Below are 21,067 nucleotides of genomic sequence, written 5' to 3'. Positions count from 1 at the left end.
TCTTCGGAGTTCGATCATGAGTCTCAGCGGTGCACTTTCCTCGGCGATTTCGGCGCTCAGCTCCCAGAGCCAGTCGCTTGCGATGATCAGCGACAACATCGCCAATACCGATACCACCGGCTACAAGACCACGTCGGCGATGTTTGCCTCCATGGTGACGGGGTCGTCGAGCGCGCAGCAGTACTCGTCGGGCGGCGTCACGGTGTCCGGTCGCGCCAACATCAGCCAGCAGGGCCTGCTCGCGACCACCACCAACGCCACCGACGTGGCGATCCAGGGTAACGGCTTTTTCCCGGTGACCACCGCGACCACCGGCGGCACCACGCTGTACACCCGCAACGGCGCCTTCACCATCGACAAGGATGGCTATCTCCAGAACAACGGCTACTATCTGATGGGCTGGCGCACCGACTCGTCGGGCAATGTGACCGGTGGTGCGTCCGCCGGCAATCTGGTGCCGATCGACACCACCGTCGCGGCCACCAGCGGCAGCGCGACCACCACCACCACGATCGCGGCGAACCTGCCGGCCGACGCTGTCATCGGCAGCACCACCACGCCCACCACCACCTACTCCAGTTCGATGACGGTGTACGACTCGCTCGGAACCGCCAGCTCGATCCAGGTCACCTGGGAGAAGACAGCGTCCAACACATGGACGGCGACGCTGGGGGATCCGACGCTGTCGAGCGACAGCACGACGTCCACCGGATCGATCTCGAGCGGCAGCCCGATCACCATCACTTTCAATTCCGATGGCTCGTTGGCCACTCCGACGACCTCGCCGACGTTCGACGTCGCCTGGACCGATGGAGCTGGCAGCAGCACGATTACATTGAATCTCGGCACGGCAGGTGGAACTGACGGACTGACGCAATATGCGTCGGGCGAGACCACCCCGACGGTCAACACCACCAGCATCTCCTCCGACGGCCTGCCTTACGGCAAGCTCAGCAGCGTCTCCGTCGGCAAGGATGGGGCCGTCAACGCCACCTATTCCAACGGCCAGACCATCGCGATCTACAAGATTCCGGTCGCGACCTTCAACGATCCCAACGGACTGGAGGCCAAGAGCAACGGCATGTACGCGGCCACCGCATCGTCCGGCAACGTGTCACTGCAGACCTCGGGCCAGAACGGCGCCGGCACCATCTACGGCAGCGAACTGGAATCCAGCACCACCGACACGAATGGCCAGTTCAGCAACATGATCTCTGCGCAGCAGGCGTATTCGGCGGCGTCCCAGGTCATCACCACCGTCAACAAGATGTTCGATACGCTGATTTCGGCCATGAGGTAGCTATGACCTCTTCCGCACCAGGCAAAGGCGAAGCCCTGATCTGGCGCCTGCGGCGCCTGACGGCACTCGCTCAGTCGTCCGATCTGGACGGCGATCGCGCCAAAATTCTGGCGCTGCTCGACGACATTCAGGCGGTGCGGCACGGTCTCATGCTCGAATGCAAACGATTGGACGAGGACATGCGGCAGTCCGCCGCGAGGGTTCATGCGGCGAGCGCCTATGCGCGTTCCGCGAGACCGACACGACAGCAGCCGCTTCGAGGCGAGCAATAATCCAAGGAGCCAACACATGAGTTCGGTGCGCCACATCAAGTCCAGCCTTCCCGCCGCGACCGATGATCGCGTCAGGTCGCTGATCGCGCTGATCGACGATCTGATCGCGGTCGTCATCGACGAGAATGTCGAGCTCGCCAAGGGATTGCCGGCCTCCCGGCTGAAGCAGGTCGACGAGAAGAACCGCCTGGCCGATCTGTTCGAGCAGCGGGTGGCGGAATGCTCCGCAAGGGCCGTGAGCCTGGATGTTCAGGACCGCCAGCTCAGGGAAGACCTGATGGAGCGGATCCTGCGGCTGCGATCCTCGATGGACGAGAACGTGATGCGGCTGCGCGCCGCCATCGATGCCAGCAACCGGCGGATCGATGCGGTGATGCAGGCGATCCGCGAGCAGATATCGAACGTTTCGCCCTATGGCGCGAGCGGGCGGTTGGCGGGGCATGCGATGTCCTGCGGCACCAACGTGCGGGCGTGACGAATTCTTGAGTGTGAGGGGCAGCCATGTCGCTTGATATCGCACGAAGCATCGCATTCAGCGGGCTGATGACGACGCAGGTTCAGATCAGCGTCGCATCGGCGAACATCGCCAATGCCGATACCAAGGGCTACACCGAGAAGACCGCGAACCAGTCGTCGGTCGTGACGGGGGGCGTCGGCACCGGCGTGGTGGTGACCGGCATCACCAGCAGTGTCAACAAGCTGCTCCTGAAGTCGCTGATCGGCGCGACCTCGGATCTTGGCTCCGCCGACACAACGAACAGTTATCTGAATCAACTGCAGGCGCTCTACGGCAGCACCTCCAGCAGCTCCAACAGCTCGACAGGAACGTCGCTGGCGAACTCGCTGGCATCGCTGGAATCGGCGATCTCGGCGCTCCAGGGCACGCCCAGCAGTTCGTCGCTACAGGCCAACGTCGTCAGCTCGCTCGACGCGGTCGCTTCGCAACTGCGCGAGACCTCGAGCGGCATCCAGACCCTGCGCGCAAACGCCGACCATGACATTTCCTCGGCGGTGACCGACGTCAATCAGCAACTGCAGCAGATCGCGACCCTCAACGCCCAGATCAAGCAGGCCGCGGCCTCCGGTCAGCCGACTGGTGATCTGGAGGACCAGCGCAACACCGCGCTGCAGGATATCGGCTCGCAGATGAATGTGAGCTACTTCACCAATTCGAGCGGTGATCTCCAGGTCTATACCACCTCGGGACAGGCGCTGGTCGACACCTCGGCGCATCTGCTGAGCTATACGCCGGCGGCCAAGGTGACCTCCGGTACTACCTTCAACGGCATCATGGTCAACGGCGTCGACGTGACGTCGCAGATGACCTCCGGCAATATCGGCGCGCTGGTTAACCTGCGCGACAACACCCTGCCGGCGGCGCAGAGCCAGCTCGACGAGCTCGCCAGTCAGCTGGCATCCACCCTGAATTCGGTTCACAACCAGGGAACGGCGATACCGCCGCCCTCGACCCTGACGGGCACCACCAGCGTCAGCGCAACGACGACGCTGTCCCCCATGACAGGAACCGTGCGGCTTGCGGTGACGAACAGCCAGGGCGTACTCGAATCCTACACCGATTTGGACCTGTCGACCGTGGCCGGCAGTCCTCCGACCGTCAGTGATCTGGTCGATGCGATCAATGGGACGACCAGCACGTCGGGTGTGTCTGCGTCGATCGACGGCAACGGCCATCTTGTTCTCAACACCTCCACGTCCGGTGGTGGCGTTGCCATCAACGAGATGACCAGCTCGATCGGCAGCGGTGCGCAGGGTTTTTCCGATTATTTCGGCCTGAACGACCTTGTCACTGGGACCAGTGCTGCGACTTTCGCGGTGAGCAGCAGCATTCTGAACAACACCGGACTGCTCGCCGTTTCCACGCTCGATTCGTCGTCGACACTGAACGTAGGGGATACGGTGTTGAGCGCAGGCTCGGCCACCGTGTCGGATGCGCTCTATAGCGCGCTGACGGGATCGACCAGTTTTGCGGCCGCGGGCGGCCTGGGCGGGTCGAGCCAGTCATTCACCGACTATGCGGCGGCGATTGTGGCGAACGCGGCCTCGAAGGCGTCGCAAGCGTCCAGCGCCTACACCGCGAAGAATACCGCGCAGTCGACCTTCGCCAACGCGCTCTCGTCGCAGTCCGGCGTCAATCTTGACGAGGAGACGGCAAACCTGAGCATGCTGCAGAACAAGTACAGCGCGGCGTCGCAGCTGATCCAGATCATCAACGAGATGTTCTCCTCGCTGCTCACCGCGGTCCAGAGCGCCGGAACATAAGGACAGTCCCATGGCCATGCGTGTTGCGACCTTCGCCATCAACGATCAGATGATCACCGCTGCGTTGCGGACGCAGGCGACCATGGCGAACCAGCAGATCCAGGAAGCCTCGGGCCTGATCTCCTCGGATTTCGCTGGTCTCGGTGCGACGGCGCAGCACGTGATCAACTTGCAGGTCTCGGTGGCGCGATCACAGTCCTATATCGACGCGTCCTCGCTCGCCGACAGCAAGGTGCAGGTGATGTATTCGGCGGTGGGATCGATGGCCGACGTCATCACCAATTTCCGCAGCCTGCTGACCGGCGCCTCGCTGAGCAGTGCCACGGGTTCGGCGTCCACCATTCAGTCCGCCCAGGCCATGATGGAGCAGATCGCGGGGCTGATGAACACCCAGTACAACGGCGAGTATGTGTTCAGCGGCGGGCGCACCGACACCGCGCCGGTCGATCTCAGCGACTCGACCTACGCGGCCAACACCGCCTCGGCGTCGACACCGGACACCAGCTACTATCAGGGCGACTCTCAGGCTGCGTCGGTCCGGGTCTCCGACTCCCAGACGATCTCCTACGGAGTGACCGCGGACAACACCGGATTCGAGGAGGCTCTGCGCGCGCTCAAGCTGGTGGCGAACAGTTCGTCGCTGGACTCCACGACGATAAGTCAGGCCCTCGCGCTGGCGTCGACCGCGCTTGATGATACGAGCGTGGTGCAGACCAAGCTCGCCAATGCCGCCTCCGCCATCGAGACGGCGAGTTCCGGGCAGACCGAGTACCAGTCGTATCTCAAGACGCTGGGCACGAGCCTCACCAGTGTCGACGTCGCGGCGGTGACGGCGCAGCTTTCGACCTACCAGGCGCAGCTGACCGCGTCCTATTCCGCGATCGCCAAGATCCAGGGCCTGAATCTCGCGAGTTATCTGCGCTAAAAATCAGATCGTTGCAGCCCGCGCCGCCGCAGGCATGTAGATTTGGGCATAGCCCTCTTTGATCGCCGAGGTGATGGTGTCCAGCCGGCGGTCGATGTGCTTCTCCAGTACGGCGACACAGGCGGCCTCGTCGCGGTCCCTGACTCCCAGCAGCACGGCGCGGTGCTCGGCCTGGGTGTTGGAGCGGTTGATGCGGTCCATGTCGATCCAGCGCACGAAGCGGATGCGAGCGTTGACGTTGCGCAGCACGCGCAGCATTTCGGCGTTGTTTGACATCGCCATCAGCCGCTCATGGAACGTCTCATCCAGCTCGACCAGCTCCACCGAGCTGCGCTCGCCGGGATCGGGGCCGGTGGCGTCGAGGAAGGCGAGCAGCGCGTCGATATCCTCGTCCTTGGCGCGCTTGATGGCGAGGCGGATCGAGGCCACCTCGATCGACTTGCGCAGTTCGTAGAGATCGAAAATCTCGTGGGCGTCGAGCTCACGGCAGAAGAAGCCCTTGCCCGGGGTAAAGCGCAGGAAGCCTTCGGTGTTCAGCCGGTTCAGTGCCTCGCGCAGGGGTGTGCGGCTGACGCCGAGGCGCTTGGCGAGCTCGCCCTCGTTGAGCCGTTCGCCCGGCTTCAGCTCATAGCTGACCGCCATCGCCTTGAGTTGTTCATAAACCCGGTCGACGACGCTGTCGGAGCTCAATTCCACGTTCTCTGCCATCGCTGCATGTCGTCCCGAACAGAGTTCAATATACCGATGCGGCGACTGCTCTTGCAATGCAGCCGGGACATCGGCCTGTGGAGCGGCTGATATCAGTCGAACACACGCGGGCGCAGGCCCGCATGAAACCAGGTGATCATTGAATAAATGTCGTAGACCGGCAGGCCGACCGCGGCCTGCAGCGCGGCGGCGTAGGGCGGCATGTTGGTGCATTCCAGCACGATGGCGCCGACGTCGGGGTTTTTCGCCACCAGTTCCCTGCCGGCATTGACCACGTCCTGCTCGGCCAGCGCGACATCCATGTCTTCCTTCTCGGCCTTGATCAGGACGCGGAAGAATTCCTTGCCACCTTCCGTGCCGACCAGCGGCGTATCGAGCGGCACGCCGGCGCCTTCGAGATGGGCCGGCGTCAGGGTCGAGCCGGAGACGGTGACAAGGCCGACGCGTTTACCGGGCGGCAGCGTTGCCTGCACCCATGGCACCTGCATCAGCGATGATGTCGCGACCGGCACGCCGACCGCAGCCGCAATCTCTTTCTGGAATAGCGACAGGAAACCGCAATTGGTGGTGATGGCCTCGGCGCCCAGCCGGACCAAGTCCCTGGCGGCGTCGATGAAGTCCGGCAGCAGGCCGGCAGCCCCTTTCAGCACCACCTTTTCCGGGCTGGCGCCGTCGACCACGCGATAGAGCACGGGAAACGGCCACGTCGTGCCGTTGCCCATGTCGCCGGGAATCCGCGGAAACTTCGCCTCCAGCATCAAGATGCCGAGCGGTGCGCCATAGATGGCCTTGCCGCCGCGGGCGATGCGAGAGGGGGATGCGATGGGCTGAGCGGTCATGTCGAAGGTCTCGTCAGAGGAAACGCGTGGGGGCGAACGGTGCGAGCGGAATCTCCGGATCGCGGCCGCTCACAAGCTGCGCGACCAGCCGGCCGGTACGCGCCGAGCCGACCAGGCCGACATGGCCGTGGCCGAAGGCATAGACGATGTCGCGCGTGGCGCGAGCATGGCCGATGCAGGGGCGGCCGTCGGGCATGCTGGGCCGGTGCCCGAGCCAGACCTTGATGCGATCAGGGGAAATCGATTTCGGCAGTTTGGGAAACATGCCGATCAGGTTCTCGCGCAGGATCTCGGCGCGTTTCCAGTTCGGCGCGGCATCGACACCGGCGAATTCCACTTGGCCGGCGGCGCGCAGGCCCTTGTCGGTCCAGTTGATCACCATCTTGGCGTCGGAGGCCATCATTGAGGTGCGCGGGCCGGTGCCGGGATCGGTGATCATTACATGATAACCGCGTTCGGTTTCCAGCGGCAGCGGGTCGCCGATCGAGGCAGCCAGCGCTTTGGAGCGGGCGCCGGCCGCGATCACAGCTGCATCGCAGCTGATCTCGCCGCTGTCGGTGATGACCGAGACCAGTTTGCCGTTGTCGATCCTGAAGCCCTTCGCGTGCGCCTTGACGATCTCGGCGCCCTGCGCCATCGCATGCGCCGCCAGCGCCGCGACATAGCCGCCGGGATTGCGGCAGCGGCCGGCTTCTTCCACCAGCACACCGAAAGTGTAGCGCGGATCGAGATCCGGCTCGCGCTGGCGCATTTCATCGGCATTGAGCTCCAGCCATTGAATGCCGACGCGCTTGCGGATGCGCCAGCCGAGGTCGCCGTCGAACGGCGCGCGTGACGGATACACGTGCATCACGCCGTTGCGCTCGATCAATTCACTGACGCCGGCTTCGTCGGCGAGAACCTTGTGCAGCTTCGGTGCGTCCTTCAGCAGGTCGCGCAAGGCCCAGGCTGTCTTTTCCACCCGCGCCTCGGTCCAGCCGGACAGCAGGTACTGCACCAACCAGGGCAGCACCTTCGGCAGATAAGACCAGCGGATCGCCAGCGGTCCCAGCGGATCCATCAGATAGCCGGGAACCTTCTTCCACACCCCTGGCTCGGACGGCGGGATCACCGAATGCGACGACAGCCAGCCGGCATTGCCGTAACTCGCCGCCTGCTCACCGCCGGGCTCGCCCGGATCGATCAGAGTGACACGATGGCCGTCGCGCAGCGCCTCGATGGCGCTGACCACGCCGACGGCGCCGGCGCCGATGATCGCAACATGGCGGCTGGTGGCTGTGGTCATCATCAGGCCTTGTCGCGCGGCACGAAATCCTTGCCGACCGATTGCGCGCGCGGATCGAGGAAGCAATGCAGGATTGCCGGTTTGCCCGAAGCGAGCGCGCGCTCGAACGCCGGCGCGAACTCCTCGGTGCGCTCGACCTTTTCGCCATGGCCGCCGAACGCCTTGGCATAGGCTGCGAAGTCGGGATTCTTCAGCTGCGTTCCAACCACGCGTCCGGGATAATCGCGCTCCTGGTGCATGCGGATGGTGCCGTACTGCGCGTTGTCGACCACGATCACGATGAGCGGCGCGTCGTATTGTACGGCGGTGGCGAACTCCTGGCCGTTCATCAGGAAGCAGCCGTCGCCGGCGAATGCGACCACCACGCGATCCGGATGTTGCCGTTTGGCGAGCACCGCGGCCGGCACGCCATAACCCATCGAGCCGGAGGTCGGCGCAAGCTGGGCGGCAAAGCTGTGGAAACGATGATGGCGGTGAATCCATCCGGCATAATTGCCTGCGCCGTTGCAGACGATGGCATCCTTCGGCAACCGGTCGCGCAGCCAGGTCATCACCTGGCCGTACTGGAACGCGCCCGGCAGTTCGCGCGGCGTCTGGGTCCAGTCGATATAGTCGGCATGCGCCTTGGCCGCTTCACCGGCCCAAGCCGGCTTGGCCGTGGGCTTCAGCGTGTCGAGCGCCCCGGCGAAGGCAATCGGGCTGGCCTGAATGGCCAGCTCCGGCTGATAGACGCGTCCCAATTCCTCGGCGCCCGAATGCACATGCACGAGCTTCTGCGCCGGCACCGGAATGTCGAGCAGGGTGTAGGACGAGGACGGCATCTCCGACAACCGGCCGCCGATCAGGAGAATCAGGTCGGCGCCGGTGACCCGGGCCTTCAGCCGCGGATCCGGACCGATGCCGACGTCGCCGGCATAATGCGAATGATCGGCGTCGAACAGCGAGGCGCGGCGGAACGAGGTCGCGACTGGCAGGTCGAAACGTTCGGCAAAGCGCGCGATGGCGGCGGTGGCCTCCGCATTCCAGCCCGAGCCGCCGAGCACCACGATCGGCGCCTTGGCTTTCGCCAGCAGTGCGCCGAGGCGCTCGACGTCGGAGGGCGCGGGCCAGCTCACCGCCGGCTCCACCCGCGGCGCGTCGGCGACAGCGGCGCTCTCGGTCAGCATGTTTTCCGGCAGCGCGATCACCACGGGGCCGGGCCGACCCTGCATGGCGACGCGGAAGGCGCGGGCCACCAGTTCGGGAATGCGGTCGGGCTGGTCGATCTCGACCACCCATTTCGCCATGCTGCCGAACACCGCCCGGTAGTCGAGCTCCTGGAACGCTTCGCGCTCGCGCATCGCGGTGTCGACCTGGCCGACGAACAGGATCATCGGGGTCGAATCCTGCATCGCGATATGCACGCCGTGGCTGGCATTGGTGGCGCCGGGGCCGCGGGTGACGAAACAGATGCCGGGGCGCCCGGTCAGCTTGCCATAGGCTTCCGCCATCATCGCCGCGCCGCCTTCGGCGCGGCAGATCATCACATCGATGGAGGTGTCGTGCAGCGCATCCAGCGCGGCGAGATAGCTCTCGCCGGGCACGCAGGTCACCCGCTCGACACCCTGGGCGACGAGCTGGTCGATCAGGATCTGGCCGCCGGTGCGGGTATTGCTCTTGGTCGTGCTCATGACAGCTCCTTGCAGGCGTTGGCGATGCGTCGGGTGGCTTCGCTCAAGTTTTGTTCGGAAGCGGCGTAGGACAGGCGGATATAAGGTGCAAGGCCGAAGCAGCTGCCGGGCACCACGGCGACGTCGTGCCGCTCCAGCAGATAGCGGCAGAAGTCGCTGTCGCTGTTGATGATCGTGCCGTCAGGGGTTTTTCGGCCGAGCAGCCCGGCGCAGCTTGCATAGGTGTAGAACGCGCCCTCGGGCCGGCGGCAGACAATGCCGTCGATAGCGTTCAGCGCGTCGACCACCAGGTCTCGCCGGCGCTGGAAGGCGCGGCGCCGTTCGATCAGGCCATCCTGCGGCCCGCTCAAGGCGGCGATCGCGGCCGCCTGGCTGATCGAGGAGGGGTTGGTGGTGCTCTGGCTCTGCACCACCGCCATCGCAGAGATTAGCTCGCGCGGCCCGCCGCCATAACCGACACGCCAGCCGGTCATGGCGTAGGCCTTGGAGACGCCGTTGACGGTGAGGGTGCGACTCTTGAGGCTGGGCTCGAGCTGGGCGGCGGTGACGAACGGCATGTCGTCGTAGATCAGGTGCTCATAGATGTCGTCGGCGATCAGCCAGACATGGGGATGGCGCTTCAGCACCTCGAGAATGGGCCGCAGATGCGCTTCCGAATAGGCCGATCCCGTGGGATTGGATGGCGAGTTCAGCAGCAGCCAGCGCGTGCGCGGGGTGATCGCGCGCTCAAAGTCCGCGGCGTCCAGCCGGAAACCGTTGGCCTCCGTGCATGTCACGTTCACCGGCGTGCCATCGGCGATCAGCACCATGTCGGCATAGCTGGTCCAGTACGGTGCGGCGAGGATGACCTCGTCACCGGGATCGAGTGTCGCCATGAAAGCGTTGTGGATCACTTGTTTCGCACCGGTGCCGGCGGTGATTTCGTTGGCCGCGTAATCGAGACCGTTGTCGCGGCGGAATTTCTCGGCGATCGCCGTCTTCAGCTCGGGGGAGCCGTCGAGGATGGTGTATTTGGTCTGGCCGGCGCGGATGGCTTGTTCCGCAGCGGCCTTCACGTGGTCGGGTGTGTCGAAGTCAGGCTCGCCGGCGCCGAGCAGGATCACCGGGCGTCCCTCGCGTTTCAGCCGGTTGGCGATGGCGCCGATCTTGAGAATTTCGGAGACGCCGATGGCACTGATGCGGCGGGCGGACCGGAAGCCAGTTGCTGGCGAAGCCATGAGGGTCAAGGGCGTCCTCGTCGTCCGAACGGGCAGGATTCAGCAAGGCGCTACGCGATCAGCGCGCGGCGATGGCGATGACTTCGATGAGGAAGCGGGGATCGGCGAGCTCGACCTTGCCGCAGGCGCGGCATGGCGTTTGTCCCTGCACCACCCAGGCGTCGTAGACTGCGTTCATGGCATCGAAGTCATCCATGGTTCGCAGCCAGACCTGCACGCTGAGCAGGCGCGATTTGTCGGTGCCGGCGCGCGCCAGCATGTCGTCCACTTTGGCCAGGGCCTCGCGGGTCTGCTGGGTGATGTCACCGGCCTTGTCGTCGGCCACCTGGCCGGCGAGGAAAACCAGGTCGCCAAACACACTGGCGCGGCTGCGCCGGGTGTTCTGGTCGATGCGAACGATCTCAGACATGTCGTGTCCTTCCAATTTCCAGATTGCGGCTGCGGATCAGCGGCCGGTCGTGATGATGCGGCGGCAGTGATCGAGCGCCGCCCCGATCAGGTTGTCGCTGGCCTCGGGGGTGCGGAACGCCGAGTGCGCCGACAGCGTGACATTTGGCAGCGTGGCCAGCACATGGTTGGCCGGCAGCGGCTCGATGGTGAATACGTCGAGGCCGGCGTGGGAAAGGTGGCCCGAGCGCAGCGCCTCGATCATTGCATCCTCGTCCACCACGGCGCCGCGCGCGGTGTTGATCAGGATGGCGCCGGGACGCATCGCCTGGATGCGTTCACGCGACAGGAAATTCTTGGTGTCGTCGTTGAGCAAAAGATGCAGCGAGACCACGTGGCTCTCGGCCAGCAGCCGCTCCAGCGAGACGAACTCCACGCCGGGATGGGTTTTCGGCGTCCGGTTCCAGGCCAGCACCTTCATGCCGCAACCGAGCGCGAGACGCGCCGCTTCCGCGGCGATGCCGCCAAAGCCGATCAGGCCGAGCGTCTTGCCGGTGAGCTGCATGCCGTCGGAGCGCAGCCAGTTGCCGGCGCGCATGCCGCGGTCCATCACCGCAAACCCCTTGGCGGAGGCCCACATCAGCGCGATGGCGCACTCGGCCACCGCGGTGTCGCCATAACCCTTGATGGTGTGCACGGCGATGCCATGGCCTTCGAGCTCTTCCGGATTCATATAGCTGCGCGCGCCGGTGCCGAGGAACACCACATGCTTCAGGCTCTTGCACTGCGCGGCGATCGCGGTCGGCACCGCGGTGTGGTCGACAATCGCGATCTCGACGCCGTCGAGCAGGCCGGGGAGGGCTTCGGGCTTCACGCCGGGGTCACGGTTGATGGTGACCGGCAGCTTCGCAGACACCAACAGTTTGTCGGTGACCGCGGCCAGGGTGTCGTTGGCATCGACGAACAGCGCGCGCAAAGGGCTTCTCCTTGTATCTTCAGGCAGCAGAAGGGGTAGGCTTCCGGGCGGGCCGGAAGGGGCGCGCCATTCTGCGTTCAGAGTTGTATTCAGAGTTGAATTCGTTTTGCAAGCCCTGATTTCATGAGACATTGACTGCGCTTGCCGAGAAGTTAGGCTCGGGGAGAGGCTGATGCATAAATGGACAGCTTTTCAAAATACCATGTTGCATTTTATCCTGAATACAGAAATAGTTTGATCAGACCCGGCGATCGAGCCGTCGGGGAGACCGGCAGCAGGGGGTCCAAGCCATGTCACGCAGGGATATTTTCAGCCTGCAGGCCATTGTGCGGATGATCGTGCCGGCGTGGCTCCCTTGAACGTCTCCCGGCAACCGAGCGCTTCATCCATGCTCCGCACCTGTCTTGACCGTTTGTATCTTGGGGCCGGCTATCTCGCCGGCCTGTTCGTGGTGGCCATCTTTGTCCTGATGCTGCTGCTGTCGGCGGGACGGCCGCTGGGTCTCAACATTCCGGCCGGCGACGAACTGATCGCCTGGTGCATGGCAGCGACTGCGTTCCTTGGCCTCGCCCACACCTTCCGCTCCGGCGAGATGATCCGCGTCGGTCTGCTGATCGATCGCTTCAAGGGGCGCACCCGCTGGTGGTTCGAGGTGCTGTCGCTGGTGATCGGGCTCGGCTTCATCGGCTTCTTCACCGTCTATGCGGTGCAGATGACCTACGATTCCTACCGCTTCAACGACATGGCCCAGGGTGTGCTGGCGATCCCGCTCTGGATTCCGCAGCTTGGTTATGCCGGCGGTCTCGTGATCCTCACCATCGCGTTTGTCGACGAACTCGTTCATGTGCTCCGCGGCAACGCCACGCACTTCGAGAAGCCGCCGCCGCAAACGGCCGAGGAAGCCGTCGAACGTGCGATCCAGAGCGCCGTCTGATGCTGCTGCTCGAGATCTCCGGACTCCTGCTCATCCTGCTGTTCGCCCTGCTGGCGGGGGGCGTCTGGATCGGCATCGCGCTCCTGGCCACCGGCTATGTCGGCATGCAGTTTGTCGGCGGCAACATTCCCGCCGGGCCGGTGCTGGCCACGAAAGTGTGGGGCAACAGCGCGTCGTGGGAGCTGGCCGCGCTGCCGCTGTTCATCTGGATGGGCGAGATCCTGTTTCGCACCAAACTGTCCGACGAGATGTTCCGCGGGCTCGCGCCGTGGCTCAACTGGATTCCCGGGCGTTTGCTGCACGTCAATGTGCTGGCCTGCGGCGTGTTCGGCTCGGTCTCGGGCTCGTCGGCCGCGACCTGCGCCACCGTGGCCAAGATTGCGCTGCCGGAACTGAAGAAGCGCGGCTATGACGAGACCGTCAGCCTGGGCTCGCTCGCGGGCGCCGGCACGCTCGGCATTTTGATTCCGCCGTCGATCACCATGGTGGTCTATGCGGTGGCCGCCAACGTTTCGATCATCCAGGTGTTCCTCGCCGGCTTCCTGCCGGGCCTGCTGGTGATGGTGCTGTACTCCGGTTACATCGCCGGCTGGTCGATGCTGCATCCAGAGCGCTCGCCGCCGCCCGAGCCGTCGATGACGTTTTCAGAGAAACTGAAAGAGTCGAAGCAGCTCATTCCATTGATGCTGCTCATCACTCTGGTGTTCGTCGCGCTGCTCACGGGCTGGTCCACCGCCACCGAATGCGCGGCCTGGGGCGTGCTCGGATCGCTGGCCATCGCATGGTGGCACAAGGCGCTGACCTGGGAGGCGTTCTGGGCGAGCGTGATGGGCGCGACGCGGGTCAATTGCATGATCATGCTGATCCTCGCGGGGGCGTCCTACATGTCGACCTCGATGGGCTACACCGGCATTCCGCGCGAACTCGCGGTCTGGGTCGACAGCCTGCATCTGTCGTCCTACGCGCTGATCGCGGCGCTGACCGTGATGTACATCATTCTCGGCACCGCGCTCGACGGCATTTCGATGATCGTGCTGACGACCGCGATCGTCATCCCGATGGTCCGGCAGGCCGGCTTCGATCCGGTGTGGTTCGGCATCTTCCTGGTGCTGGTGGTGGAAATGGCCGAGGTTTCGCCGCCGGTCGGCTTCAATCTGTTCGTGCTGCAAACCATGAGCGGGAAGGATTCCAACACGGTCGCGCTGGCCGCGTTGCCGTTCTTCTTCCTGCTGGTCGCTGCGGTCGCCATCATCACGGTGTTCCCCTCGATTGTAATGGTTCTGCCGCAATGGGCATTTCCGGGCTAGGCTCACAAAAACGGAGGAGGAGAGCGATGAGACACTGGATCAAGCCATTCGCCGCGGGGGCAGCGCTGAGCGCTGCACTGGTCTTGCCGGCGGCGGCGCAGACCAAGTGGAATTTGCCGGCGGCTTATCCGCTGGACAATCCGCACACCGTGAACCTGATGGCGTTCGCAAAGGACGTGCAGACGGCGACCGGCGACAAGCTGCAGATCACCGTGCATCCGGCGGCATCGCTGTTCAAGGCGCCGGAGATCAAGCGCGCCGTGCAGACCGGGCAGGCACAGGCCGGCGAAGTGCTGATCTCGCTGCACGAGAACGAGGATCCGATTTTTGGCATCGACGTGGTGCCGTTCGTCGCCAACAGCTATCCCAGCGCGAAGAAGCTGTGGCAGGCCTCGAAAGAAGCCGTCACCAGGAAGCTCGCCGCGCAGGGCATCATGCTGCTGTTCGCGGTGCCGTGGGGCCCGCAGGGCATCTATGCCAAGCAGGACATCAACACGGTGGCCGACATGAAGGGCCTGAAATGGCGCGCCTACAATGTCGGCACCGCGCGCATCGCCGATCTGGTCGGCGCGCAGCCGGTCACCATCCAGGCCGCGGAGCTTCCGCAGGCGCTCGCGACCGGCGTTGTCAACGCTTTCATGACCTCGGGCTCCACCGGCTACGACAGCAAGGTGTGGGAGACGATGACCCACTATTACGACACCCAGGCCTGGATTCCGAAGAACCTGACATTCGTCAACAAGGCCGCGTTCGATGCCCTCGACAAGCCGACGCAGGACGCGGTGTTGAAGGCGGCGGCGGTCGCGGAAGAGCGGGGCTGGAAACTCGCCGAGGAAAAAGCGGTCTGGTACGTCGACCAGCTCAGGGCGAACAAGATGAAGGTTCAGCCGCCAAGCCCGGAACTCAAGGCCGGCCTGCAGAAGATCGGCGAAACCCTGACCGCCGACTGGATCAAGAAGGCGGGCGCACCGGGCCAGGCCATCATCGACAGCTACAGCAAGATGTAATGCGGCACGCCGGCGCGGGCCCGCATGCCCGCGCCGGCGGCCGATCACGGACGATCGAGACGGCCCCTGACCGGGCGGATATTTTCAGAGAGGGTTCAGACGATGAATCGCAGAGATGCACTGACTGTTGCACTGGCCGGCGCCGCGATCGCGGCCGGCGCGTCCCGGGACAAGGCCAACGCCCAGGCCGCGGCCGGTGCGTCGACGCTGGATCGCATCAAGCGCACCGGAGTGCTGCGGGTCGCCGTGATCGTCGGCCAGGAGCCCTATTTCCATAAGGACCTCGTCAGTGGCCAATGGTCCGGTGCCTGCATCGACATGGCCAATGACATCGCATCGAAGCTGAGCGCCAAGGTCGAGGTGGTGGAATCGACCTGGGGCAACCAGATCCTGGATCTGCAGGGCGACAAGGTCGACCTCGCCTTCGCCGTCAACCCGACGCCGGAGCGGGCATTGGTGATCGATTTCTCCACCCCGATCCTGGTTCACTCCTTCACGGTCATCACCAAGAAAGGCTTCGCCAAGCCGCAGACCTGGGCGGAAATCAATAAGCCCGAGGTCAAGATCGCCATCGATATCGGCTCCACCCACGACATGATTGCGCGTCGCTATTGCCCGAAGGCCACCATCCTCGGGTTCAAGAACCGCGACGAGGCGATCCTCGCTGTCGCCACCGGCCGCGCCGACTGCAACGTCTCGCTGGCGGTGCTCGCGGTGTCGACACTGAAGAAGAATCCCAATCTCGGCGAACTGGCGATCCCGCGCCCGCTGCTGACGCTGCCGACCAACATGGGCATCCGCGCCGAGACCGACCGCCGCTACAAGGATTTCCTCAGCGCCTGGGCCGACTACAACCGCTCCCTCGGCCAGACCCGCGAATGGATGCTGAAGGGCTTCGAAGCCGTCGGACTGTCGCCGGACGATATTCCGGCCGAAGTCCAATTCTGAACGAAAGGCTCCGATGTACGCGTGGGATTTCACGGCGCTGAAGCCCTATCTGCCGCTGATCTGGCAGGGCCTGCTCGTCACCGTGGTCTATACGGTGACCACGGTGATCGCGGGCCTGATGATCGGCCTCGCCACCGGCATCCTGCGCACCACGGCGCCGCGCTGGGTCACCATCCCGCTGCGCGGCTACATCGAAGTGTTCCGCTGCACGCCGCTGCTGGTGCAACTGGTCTGGGTCTATTACGCCCTGCCGGTGCTGATCGGCGTCGACATGTCGGCGGCCACCGCCTGCTTCCTCACGCTGTCGCTCTACGCAGGTGCGTTCTACGCGGAGATCTTCCGCGGCGGTATCGAGGCGGTCGATACAGGGCAGTGGGAGGCCGGCCGGGCCATCGGCATGCGGCGGGGCAAGATCTTCCGCCGCATCGTGCTGCCGCAGGCGATCCAGGTGATGATCCCGTCCTTCATCAACCAGACCATCCTGCAGTTGAAGAACACCTCGCTGGTGTCGGTCGTGGCGGTGGGTGATCTCTTGTACCAGGGATCGGTGATCACGGCGGCAAGTTATCGGCCGCTGGAGGTTTATACCGCCATCGCGGTGTTGTATTTCGTGGTGCTGTTTCCGCTCACCTTGGTGGCCGACAAGGTCGAACAGCGACTGGGAGCGCATCGATGAGCAGCAACGGCGCAACGCTCTCCGCCACAGGCATTCACAAGTCCTTCGGCAGCAACGCGGTGCTCAAGGGCGTTTCGCTGTCGGTCGCGCGCGGCGAGGTGGTGACCCTGATCGGCGCCAGCGGCTCCGGCAAGTCCACCTTTCTGCGCTGCCTCAATCTGCTGGAGATGCCGCAGCAGGGCCAGCTCGATGTCGGTTCACACAGCTTCGCGTTCGGCGGCGGGCATCGCGCGCCGGTCGATGCACAGCTGGCGCTGCTGCGGCGCAGTGTCGGCATGGTGTTCCAGCACTTCAATCTGTTCCCGCACATGTCGGTGCTCGGCAACATCACCGAAGGCCCGGTGCAGGTGAAGGGCATGGCGCGGGCGGACGCCGACGCACTGGGCCGTGACCTGCTCGCCAAGGTCGGCCTTGCCGACAAGGCCGAGGCGTTCCCCAGCCGTTTGTCCGGCGGCCAGAAGCAGCGCGTCGCCATCGCCCGTGCGCTGGCCATGAAGCCGGAGGTGATGCTGTTCGACGAGCCGACCTCGGCGCTCGATCCGGAACTGGTCGGCGAAGTCCTCGCAGTCATCCGCGATCTCGCCGCCGAAGGCATGACCATGATCTTGGTCACCCACGAAATGGCGTTCGCCGCCGATGTCTCGACCCGGGTCGGCTTTATGAACAATGGCGTGATGGAGGAGATCGGCTCGCCCGAGGAGATCATCCGCCAGCCGCGCAGCGAGCGGCTGAAATCATTCCTCGGCCGGTTCCATCAGGACAAGGTGGAGACATCAGGCGCGCAATGATCCGGACGTCGGATCTGGCGGTCGCATACACCCCTTGCGGCGCCGCAATCCGGCTTAGTTGGCCTTCGCTTGTTCGATGTTTGAATCGGCCTCGGCCAGCCGCTCCACCAGCGCAATCACCTCCCGCCTTGCGGGCTCGCCCCTGATTTTCCTGAACGCCTCCAGCAGTCGCAGCGAGAGGTGGACCTGTGAGTCAGGCTCGGAAGGAATCGGCCTGGTAGATGTCAGATCATTCATGTCGGCTCCGCGGTCCGGGCGAGCAGAAGATGGCGCGGTGACCCTGTCCGCGACGGCAAGACTCTCACGAAACCTCACTGCTTCGCTCCTCTCCCAATCTCCTTTTTGTCTGCCGCACGTCTCAATTTCAGGTGGACTGCCGGCATGCCGGCTAATGACGCAGGGTTGAGAATCTCCTAGCCTTCCCGCACGGCATGGCCTTGGCAGTCCTTTTGGCGGTCCGGGGCGTGGAAGGTCGGAGGCGAAATGCCGGAAGAGCTGTTTCTGTCGACGGACCTGATCGAGCCGAAATTTCGCAGCGATTATTGGCGCGCCATCATGGGCCCGCTGTTCGACGCCCAGGCGCAAGGCGATGACGTCAGGGGTCTCGTGGGCTCGGTGCGCTCGCGGCTGGGCGCCACGCTGATGGTCGCCCGGACGCAGTTCAACTCCCAGCATTACTGTCGCGACCGGCAGGTGATTCGCAAAAGCCGGCTCGACGACTTCTACCTGATCCAGTCGCGGCGGATCGGCACCGCCGACGCTGATTTTGAGGGGCGCGCAGTCTCGATCAAGCCGGGCGACGTGGTTGCTTTCGATCTGAGCCGAGCCTGGTCCAGCCGCTCGTCCACCGGTTCCACCCTCGCTGTGATGCTGCCGCGTGCGGCTATCGATCAGGCCGCCGGCGGGCGCAGCTTGCACGGCACGCGGCTCGAGGCCGGCTCTCCGGTGGCGCGGCTGATGTCCGATTTCCTGGTCAGCCTGTCGGACCTGCCTGCCTCGACAAACGGCGCGGATGCGCTGGCTGTCGAAGAGACCGCCACCATGGTGCTGGCATCGACGCTTGCGCGCCGTGCCGCGCGCGAATTACCGGCTGAGACAGCGATCACCCAGACATGGCGCCGGCGGGTGCTGGCCTTTGTCGATGCCAATCTGTTCGACCCGCTACTCGGCCCCGATTTGCTGCTGCGCAGGTTCCAGATCTCGCGCGCGCATCTGTATCGGATGTTCGCGGACGAGGGCGGCGTGGCGGCAATGGTGCGCAAGCGCCGCCTGGAGGCCGCCTATCGAGAGCTCGTATCCCCGGGGTCGACGCGCTCCATCACCACCATCGCAACCGACCTGGCGTTTTCCAGCAGCAGTCAGTTCCTGCGGGCGTTTCGTGCACGGTTCGACATGACGCCCAGTGAAGCGAGGCATGGCGGTGTCGCGCCTGCTGCCGGCGTCGGCTGGCAGTCCGGTGTGCAGGCGCACTTTTCGCGCATGCGGGAATGGGCGGCTGTGGCGTCGCTCAGCTGAGCGGGGCGATCATGGGATGAGCAGCTTTTTGAAACCGGAATGGTGCTGCCAGACAGGATTGAACTGTCGACCTCTTCATTACCAATGAAGTGCTCTACCACTGAGCTACGGCAGCAAGTCCGGAGGCGGGAATCATCTGATATGAAAAGCCCGCTGCGGCGCGCGTTCCTTGCCACAAGGCATCTTGCGGCGCAAGCGTTCCGGCAGGGGGAACAGATGCAGAATCAGAGCTGCGGTCAGGTTCCCGAGGCTGCCTGCTGTTTTAATTGAGCCAATTGCGGCCCGATCCGGGCGTTCATGGCCTCGCCCACCGCTTCCAGGGCCTTGAAAGGCCGGATCATGACCTCGAATTCGATCATTTCGCCGGCGTCGTTGAATTTGATCAGGTCGATGCCTTTCAGCTCGAAGCGGCCGACATTGCCGCCGAATTCCAGCGCCACATCGTGGGTGCCGGCCACAAACTCTCGAAAATACCGAAAATTCTCGAAAACCCCCACCACCGTGCTGAGCACCAGCAGCGTCGCGGCGTGGCCCGGAATCGGGTTGTGGACGAAGGGCGAGCGGAACACGACGTTTTTGGCCAGCAGTGGCGACAGCAGCGCCGGATCGCTGGCCTCCACAAAACGGTGCCAGCCTGTGAGCGTCCGGCGCGGCAGCTCGGCGAGCTGGTTGGTGGCAAGATTGGGGGATGTCATCGATTGGCCTCCGTGCGGATCGGGATTATATGGCCGCTCACGCTTCGCGACAGTGCCTTGATAGCCGACGCCGATCCATGACCGACGAGCCAAAACAGCGCAGCCAACGTCAAGACAGCCGCCAGGAGCGGTTGCGGGCTGCCTTGCGTGAAAACCTGAAGCGGCGCAAGGCGCAGGCGCGGGGGCGCGCCAGTGAGGCTGGACCGGCCACCGACGACGGCGATCCAGCGGACCCGCGCCCGGCGCCGGACCAGGATTGATCGCCCACCCAGCGGCGGCCGGTTTGGCCGCCGTTTTCAGTTGCGGATCATGGGCTTGTTGGATTTTTAATTTTACCAATTGCAAATTTGCACTTGATGCATATTTCTGGCTTTCACCAACTGTGGAGCCGACGACATGAGCGCGTGGACGATTGCAGACATTCCCTCCCAGGCCGGCAAGCTGGCCGTGATCACCGGCACCGGTGGTTTGGGTTATCAGACCGCGCTGGCGCTCGCCGGCGCCGGTGCGGATGTCGTTCTTGCGGGGCGTAATCTGGCGAAGGGTGGCGAAGCCATCGCGAAGATCAAGGCAAGGCATCCGAACGCCAGCATCGCGTTCGAAATGCTCGACCTCGCGGATCTCGCATCGGTGGCCGACTTCGCCCGCCGTCTCACCGCGCGACATGCCACGCTCGATCTGCTGGTCAACAACGCCGCCGTGATGGCGCTGCCGCGGCGGCAGGCCACGGCGGACGGCTTCGAAATGCAGTTCGGCACCAACTATCTCGGCCACTTCGCGCTCACGGCGCATGTGTTGCCGCTGCTCAAGCGCAGCCTGCAGCCGCGCGTGGTCAATCTCTCGAGCCTGGCGCATCGCTCCGGCGTGATCGACTTCGCCGATCTGCAGGCCGAGCGCAGTTATCGTCCCTGGAAGGCCTATACCCAGTCCAAGCTCGCGATGCTGATCTTTGCGATCGAGCTGCAGCGCCGCAGCGACGCCCATGGCTGGGGGCTGATGAGCAATGCCGCGCACCCCGGCTACGCGCGCACCGATTTGATCCCCAACGGTCCGGGCACGAGCGGCGTGCTGTGGCAACTCAACCGGCTGCTGCTCCAGCCCTATTTGAGCCACTCCGCCGCAAACGATGCGCTGCCGACACTTTTCGCCGCAACCTCACCGAGGGCGCAAAAGGCCGGCTATTATGGCCCCGATGGCTTCTATGAAATGAAGGGACCGCCGGCGCCGTCCCGGATCATGCCGCGGGCCAAGGACGCGGCCGTGGCAGCGCAGCTTTGGGAGATTTCGGAAACGCTCACCAAAGTCAGGTTCGACAGCATGCCGGTAGCGGCGTAAGTC

General features: G+C 64.4%; 22 protein-coding genes and 1 tRNA gene. 13 read left to right on the top strand and 10 right to left on the bottom strand.

The genetic code is table 11. The features are described from left to right. Positions 1–16 precede the first annotated feature (16 nt). From flgE to RS897_RS06010, 5 genes are read left to right on the top strand one after another with little or no spacing between them, the layout of a single operon-like run. On the top strand, positions 17–1,300 hold the full coding sequence (gene flgE, locus RS897_RS06030; RefSeq protein ID WP_315835677.1) for a flagellar hook protein FlgE: 1,284 nt from the start codon (positions 17–19) through the stop codon (positions 1,298–1,300). Between the two features lie 2 nt (positions 1,301–1,302). Further along, on the top strand, positions 1,303–1,572 hold the full coding sequence (locus RS897_RS06025) for a hypothetical protein (protein WP_315835676.1): 270 nt from the start codon (positions 1,303–1,305) through the stop codon (positions 1,570–1,572). A gap of 16 nt (positions 1,573–1,588) precedes the next feature. Next, a complete protein-coding gene (locus tag RS897_RS06020; protein WP_315835675.1) occupies positions 1,589–2,047 on the top strand; it encodes a flagellar protein FlgN in 459 nt (152 codons plus the stop codon). 26 nt (positions 2,048–2,073) lie between these two features. Next, complete coding sequence (gene flgK, locus RS897_RS06015; RefSeq protein ID WP_315835674.1) at positions 2,074–3,852, top strand: flagellar hook-associated protein FlgK; 1,779 nt, start codon at positions 2,074–2,076, stop codon at positions 3,850–3,852. Positions 3,853–3,862: 10 nt separating this feature from the next. Next, a complete protein-coding gene (locus tag RS897_RS06010; RefSeq protein WP_315835673.1) occupies positions 3,863–4,777 on the top strand; it encodes a flagellin in 915 nt (304 codons plus the stop codon). Between the two features lie 3 nt (positions 4,778–4,780). On the opposite strand, the gene RS897_RS06005 is transcribed toward RS897_RS06010, so the two are convergent. From RS897_RS06005 to RS897_RS05975, 7 genes are all read right to left on the bottom strand, one after another. Continuing rightward, on the bottom strand, positions 4,781–5,485 hold the full coding sequence (locus RS897_RS06005; protein ID WP_315835672.1) for a GntR family transcriptional regulator: 705 nt from the start codon (positions 5,483–5,485) through the stop codon (positions 4,781–4,783). A 92-nt stretch (positions 5,486–5,577) separates the two neighbouring features. Then, complete coding sequence (locus tag RS897_RS06000) at positions 5,578–6,324, bottom strand: aspartate/glutamate racemase family protein (protein ID WP_315835671.1); 747 nt, start codon at positions 6,322–6,324, stop codon at positions 5,578–5,580. A gap of 13 nt (positions 6,325–6,337) precedes the next feature. Continuing rightward, complete coding sequence (locus RS897_RS05995) at positions 6,338–7,609, bottom strand: NAD(P)/FAD-dependent oxidoreductase (RefSeq protein ID WP_315838536.1); 1,272 nt, start codon at positions 7,607–7,609, stop codon at positions 6,338–6,340. A 2-nt stretch (positions 7,610–7,611) separates the two neighbouring features. Then, entirely contained in the window at positions 7,612–9,279 is a 1,668-nt protein-coding gene (locus RS897_RS05990) for a thiamine pyrophosphate-binding protein (protein WP_315835670.1), read from the bottom strand. After that, positions 9,276–10,496 carry a pyridoxal phosphate-dependent aminotransferase gene (locus tag RS897_RS05985; RefSeq protein WP_407654442.1) on the bottom strand — a complete coding sequence of 407 codons (1,221 nt, stop codon included), beginning with the start codon at positions 10,494–10,496 and terminating at the stop codon, positions 9,276–9,278. Before RS897_RS05985 ends, RS897_RS05990 begins: the two co-directional genes overlap by 4 nt. Before the next feature lie 58 nt (positions 10,497–10,554). Next, positions 10,555–10,905: a RidA family protein gene (locus tag RS897_RS05980; RefSeq protein WP_315835668.1), complete on the bottom strand. Its 351-nt coding sequence runs from the start codon at positions 10,903–10,905 to the stop codon at positions 10,555–10,557. Between the two features lie 36 nt (positions 10,906–10,941). Next, positions 10,942–11,859, bottom strand: coding sequence for an NAD(P)-dependent oxidoreductase (locus RS897_RS05975; RefSeq protein WP_315835667.1), 918 nt, complete (start codon positions 11,857–11,859; stop codon positions 10,942–10,944). A gap of 388 nt (positions 11,860–12,247) precedes the next feature. On the opposite strand from RS897_RS05975, the gene RS897_RS05970 reads away from it, so the two are divergent. From RS897_RS05970 to RS897_RS05945, 6 genes are all read left to right on the top strand, one after another. Continuing rightward, positions 12,248–12,793 (top strand): TRAP transporter small permease, encoded by a 546-nt coding sequence (locus RS897_RS05970; RefSeq protein ID WP_315835666.1) that lies wholly within the window; start codon positions 12,248–12,250, stop codon positions 12,791–12,793. Continuing rightward, positions 12,793–14,100 carry a TRAP transporter large permease gene (locus RS897_RS05965; RefSeq protein ID WP_315835665.1) on the top strand — a complete coding sequence of 436 codons (1,308 nt, stop codon included), beginning with the start codon at positions 12,793–12,795 and terminating at the stop codon, positions 14,098–14,100. Before RS897_RS05970 ends, RS897_RS05965 begins: the two co-directional genes overlap by 1 nt. A gap of 26 nt (positions 14,101–14,126) precedes the next feature. Further along, a complete protein-coding gene (locus RS897_RS05960; protein WP_315835664.1) occupies positions 14,127–15,107 on the top strand; it encodes a TRAP transporter substrate-binding protein in 981 nt (326 codons plus the stop codon). Between the two features lie 102 nt (positions 15,108–15,209). Next, positions 15,210–16,055, top strand: coding sequence for a transporter substrate-binding domain-containing protein (locus RS897_RS05955; RefSeq protein ID WP_315835663.1), 846 nt, complete (start codon positions 15,210–15,212; stop codon positions 16,053–16,055). 13 nt (positions 16,056–16,068) lie between these two features. After that, on the top strand, positions 16,069–16,731 hold the full coding sequence (locus tag RS897_RS05950) for an amino acid ABC transporter permease (protein ID WP_315835662.1): 663 nt from the start codon (positions 16,069–16,071) through the stop codon (positions 16,729–16,731). Beyond that, on the top strand, positions 16,728–17,519 hold the full coding sequence (locus RS897_RS05945) for an amino acid ABC transporter ATP-binding protein (RefSeq protein ID WP_315835661.1): 792 nt from the start codon (positions 16,728–16,730) through the stop codon (positions 17,517–17,519). The genes RS897_RS05950 and RS897_RS05945 overlap by 4 nt, the downstream gene beginning before the upstream one ends. A gap of 54 nt (positions 17,520–17,573) precedes the next feature. Here RS897_RS05945 and RS897_RS05940 read toward each other — a convergent pair whose 3' ends face one another. Beyond that, positions 17,574–17,756 carry a hypothetical protein gene (locus tag RS897_RS05940; RefSeq protein WP_315835660.1) on the bottom strand — a complete coding sequence of 61 codons (183 nt, stop codon included), beginning with the start codon at positions 17,754–17,756 and terminating at the stop codon, positions 17,574–17,576. Between the two features lie 246 nt (positions 17,757–18,002). Between RS897_RS05940 and RS897_RS05935 the strand changes: the two genes are divergently transcribed. Beyond that, entirely contained in the window at positions 18,003–19,034 is a 1,032-nt protein-coding gene (locus RS897_RS05935) for a helix-turn-helix domain-containing protein (RefSeq protein ID WP_315835659.1), read from the top strand. A gap of 40 nt (positions 19,035–19,074) precedes the next feature. Here the strand turns inward: RS897_RS05935 and RS897_RS05930 are convergent. Together RS897_RS05930 and RS897_RS05925 are read right to left on the bottom strand one after the other, a co-directional pair. Continuing rightward, positions 19,075–19,149, bottom strand: a tRNA-Thr gene (locus RS897_RS05930). A 121-nt stretch (positions 19,150–19,270) separates the two neighbouring features. Further along, complete coding sequence (locus RS897_RS05925) at positions 19,271–20,074, bottom strand: nuclear transport factor 2-like protein (RefSeq protein WP_315835658.1); 804 nt, start codon at positions 20,072–20,074, stop codon at positions 19,271–19,273. Between the two features lie 51 nt (positions 20,075–20,125). Between RS897_RS05925 and RS897_RS05920 the strand changes: the two genes are divergently transcribed. Further along, on the top strand, positions 20,126–21,064 hold the full coding sequence (locus RS897_RS05920; protein WP_315835657.1) for an SDR family oxidoreductase: 939 nt from the start codon (positions 20,126–20,128) through the stop codon (positions 21,062–21,064). Positions 21,065–21,067 lie beyond the last annotated feature (3 nt).

Origin of the sequence: Bradyrhizobium prioriisuperbiae (genome assembly GCF_032397745.1) — a bacterium.
GTDB classification, from domain to species: Bacteria; Pseudomonadota; Alphaproteobacteria; order Rhizobiales; family Xanthobacteraceae; genus Bradyrhizobium_A; species Bradyrhizobium_A prioriisuperbiae.
The sequence above is the reverse complement of the archived record's forward strand: the minus strand, read 5'-3'. Positions and strand labels throughout refer to the sequence as shown.

Coding starts and splice junctions, on each gene's coding strand:
- flgE (WP_315835677.1), top strand. CDS start 17: ATGAGTCTCAGCGGTGCACTTTCCTCGGCGATTTCGGCGCTCAGCTCC.
- RS897_RS06025 (WP_315835676.1), top strand. CDS start 1,303: ATGACCTCTTCCGCACCAGGCAAAGGCGAAGCCCTGATCTGGCGCCTG.
- RS897_RS06020 (WP_315835675.1), top strand. CDS start 1,589: ATGAGTTCGGTGCGCCACATCAAGTCCAGCCTTCCCGCCGCGACCGAT.
- flgK (WP_315835674.1), top strand. CDS start 2,074: ATGTCGCTTGATATCGCACGAAGCATCGCATTCAGCGGGCTGATGACG.
- RS897_RS06010 (WP_315835673.1), top strand. CDS start 3,863: ATGGCCATGCGTGTTGCGACCTTCGCCATCAACGATCAGATGATCACC.
- RS897_RS06005 (WP_315835672.1), bottom strand. CDS start 5,485: ATGGCAGAGAACGTGGAATTGAGCTCCGACAGCGTCGTCGACCGGGTT.
- RS897_RS06000 (WP_315835671.1), bottom strand. CDS start 6,324: ATGACCGCTCAGCCCATCGCATCCCCCTCTCGCATCGCCCGCGGCGGC.
- RS897_RS05995 (WP_315838536.1), bottom strand. CDS start 7,609: ATGACCACAGCCACCAGCCGCCATGTTGCGATCATCGGCGCCGGCGCC.
- RS897_RS05990 (WP_315835670.1), bottom strand. CDS start 9,279: ATGAGCACGACCAAGAGCAATACCCGCACCGGCGGCCAGATCCTGATC.
- RS897_RS05985 (WP_407654442.1), bottom strand. CDS start 10,496: ATGGCTTCGCCAGCAACTGGCTTCCGGTCCGCCCGCCGCATCAGTGCC.
- RS897_RS05980 (WP_315835668.1), bottom strand. CDS start 10,905: ATGTCTGAGATCGTTCGCATCGACCAGAACACCCGGCGCAGCCGCGCC.
- RS897_RS05970 (WP_315835666.1), top strand. CDS start 12,248: ATGCTCCGCACCTGTCTTGACCGTTTGTATCTTGGGGCCGGCTATCTC.
- RS897_RS05965 (WP_315835665.1), top strand. CDS start 12,793: ATGCTGCTGCTCGAGATCTCCGGACTCCTGCTCATCCTGCTGTTCGCC.
- RS897_RS05960 (WP_315835664.1), top strand. CDS start 14,127: ATGAGACACTGGATCAAGCCATTCGCCGCGGGGGCAGCGCTGAGCGCT.
- RS897_RS05955 (WP_315835663.1), top strand. CDS start 15,210: ATGAATCGCAGAGATGCACTGACTGTTGCACTGGCCGGCGCCGCGATC.
- RS897_RS05950 (WP_315835662.1), top strand. CDS start 16,069: ATGTACGCGTGGGATTTCACGGCGCTGAAGCCCTATCTGCCGCTGATC.
- RS897_RS05945 (WP_315835661.1), top strand. CDS start 16,728: ATGAGCAGCAACGGCGCAACGCTCTCCGCCACAGGCATTCACAAGTCC.
- RS897_RS05940 (WP_315835660.1), bottom strand. CDS start 17,756: ATGAATGATCTGACATCTACCAGGCCGATTCCTTCCGAGCCTGACTCA.
- RS897_RS05935 (WP_315835659.1), top strand. CDS start 18,003: ATGCCGGAAGAGCTGTTTCTGTCGACGGACCTGATCGAGCCGAAATTT.
- RS897_RS05920 (WP_315835657.1), top strand. CDS start 20,126: ATGAGCGCGTGGACGATTGCAGACATTCCCTCCCAGGCCGGCAAGCTG.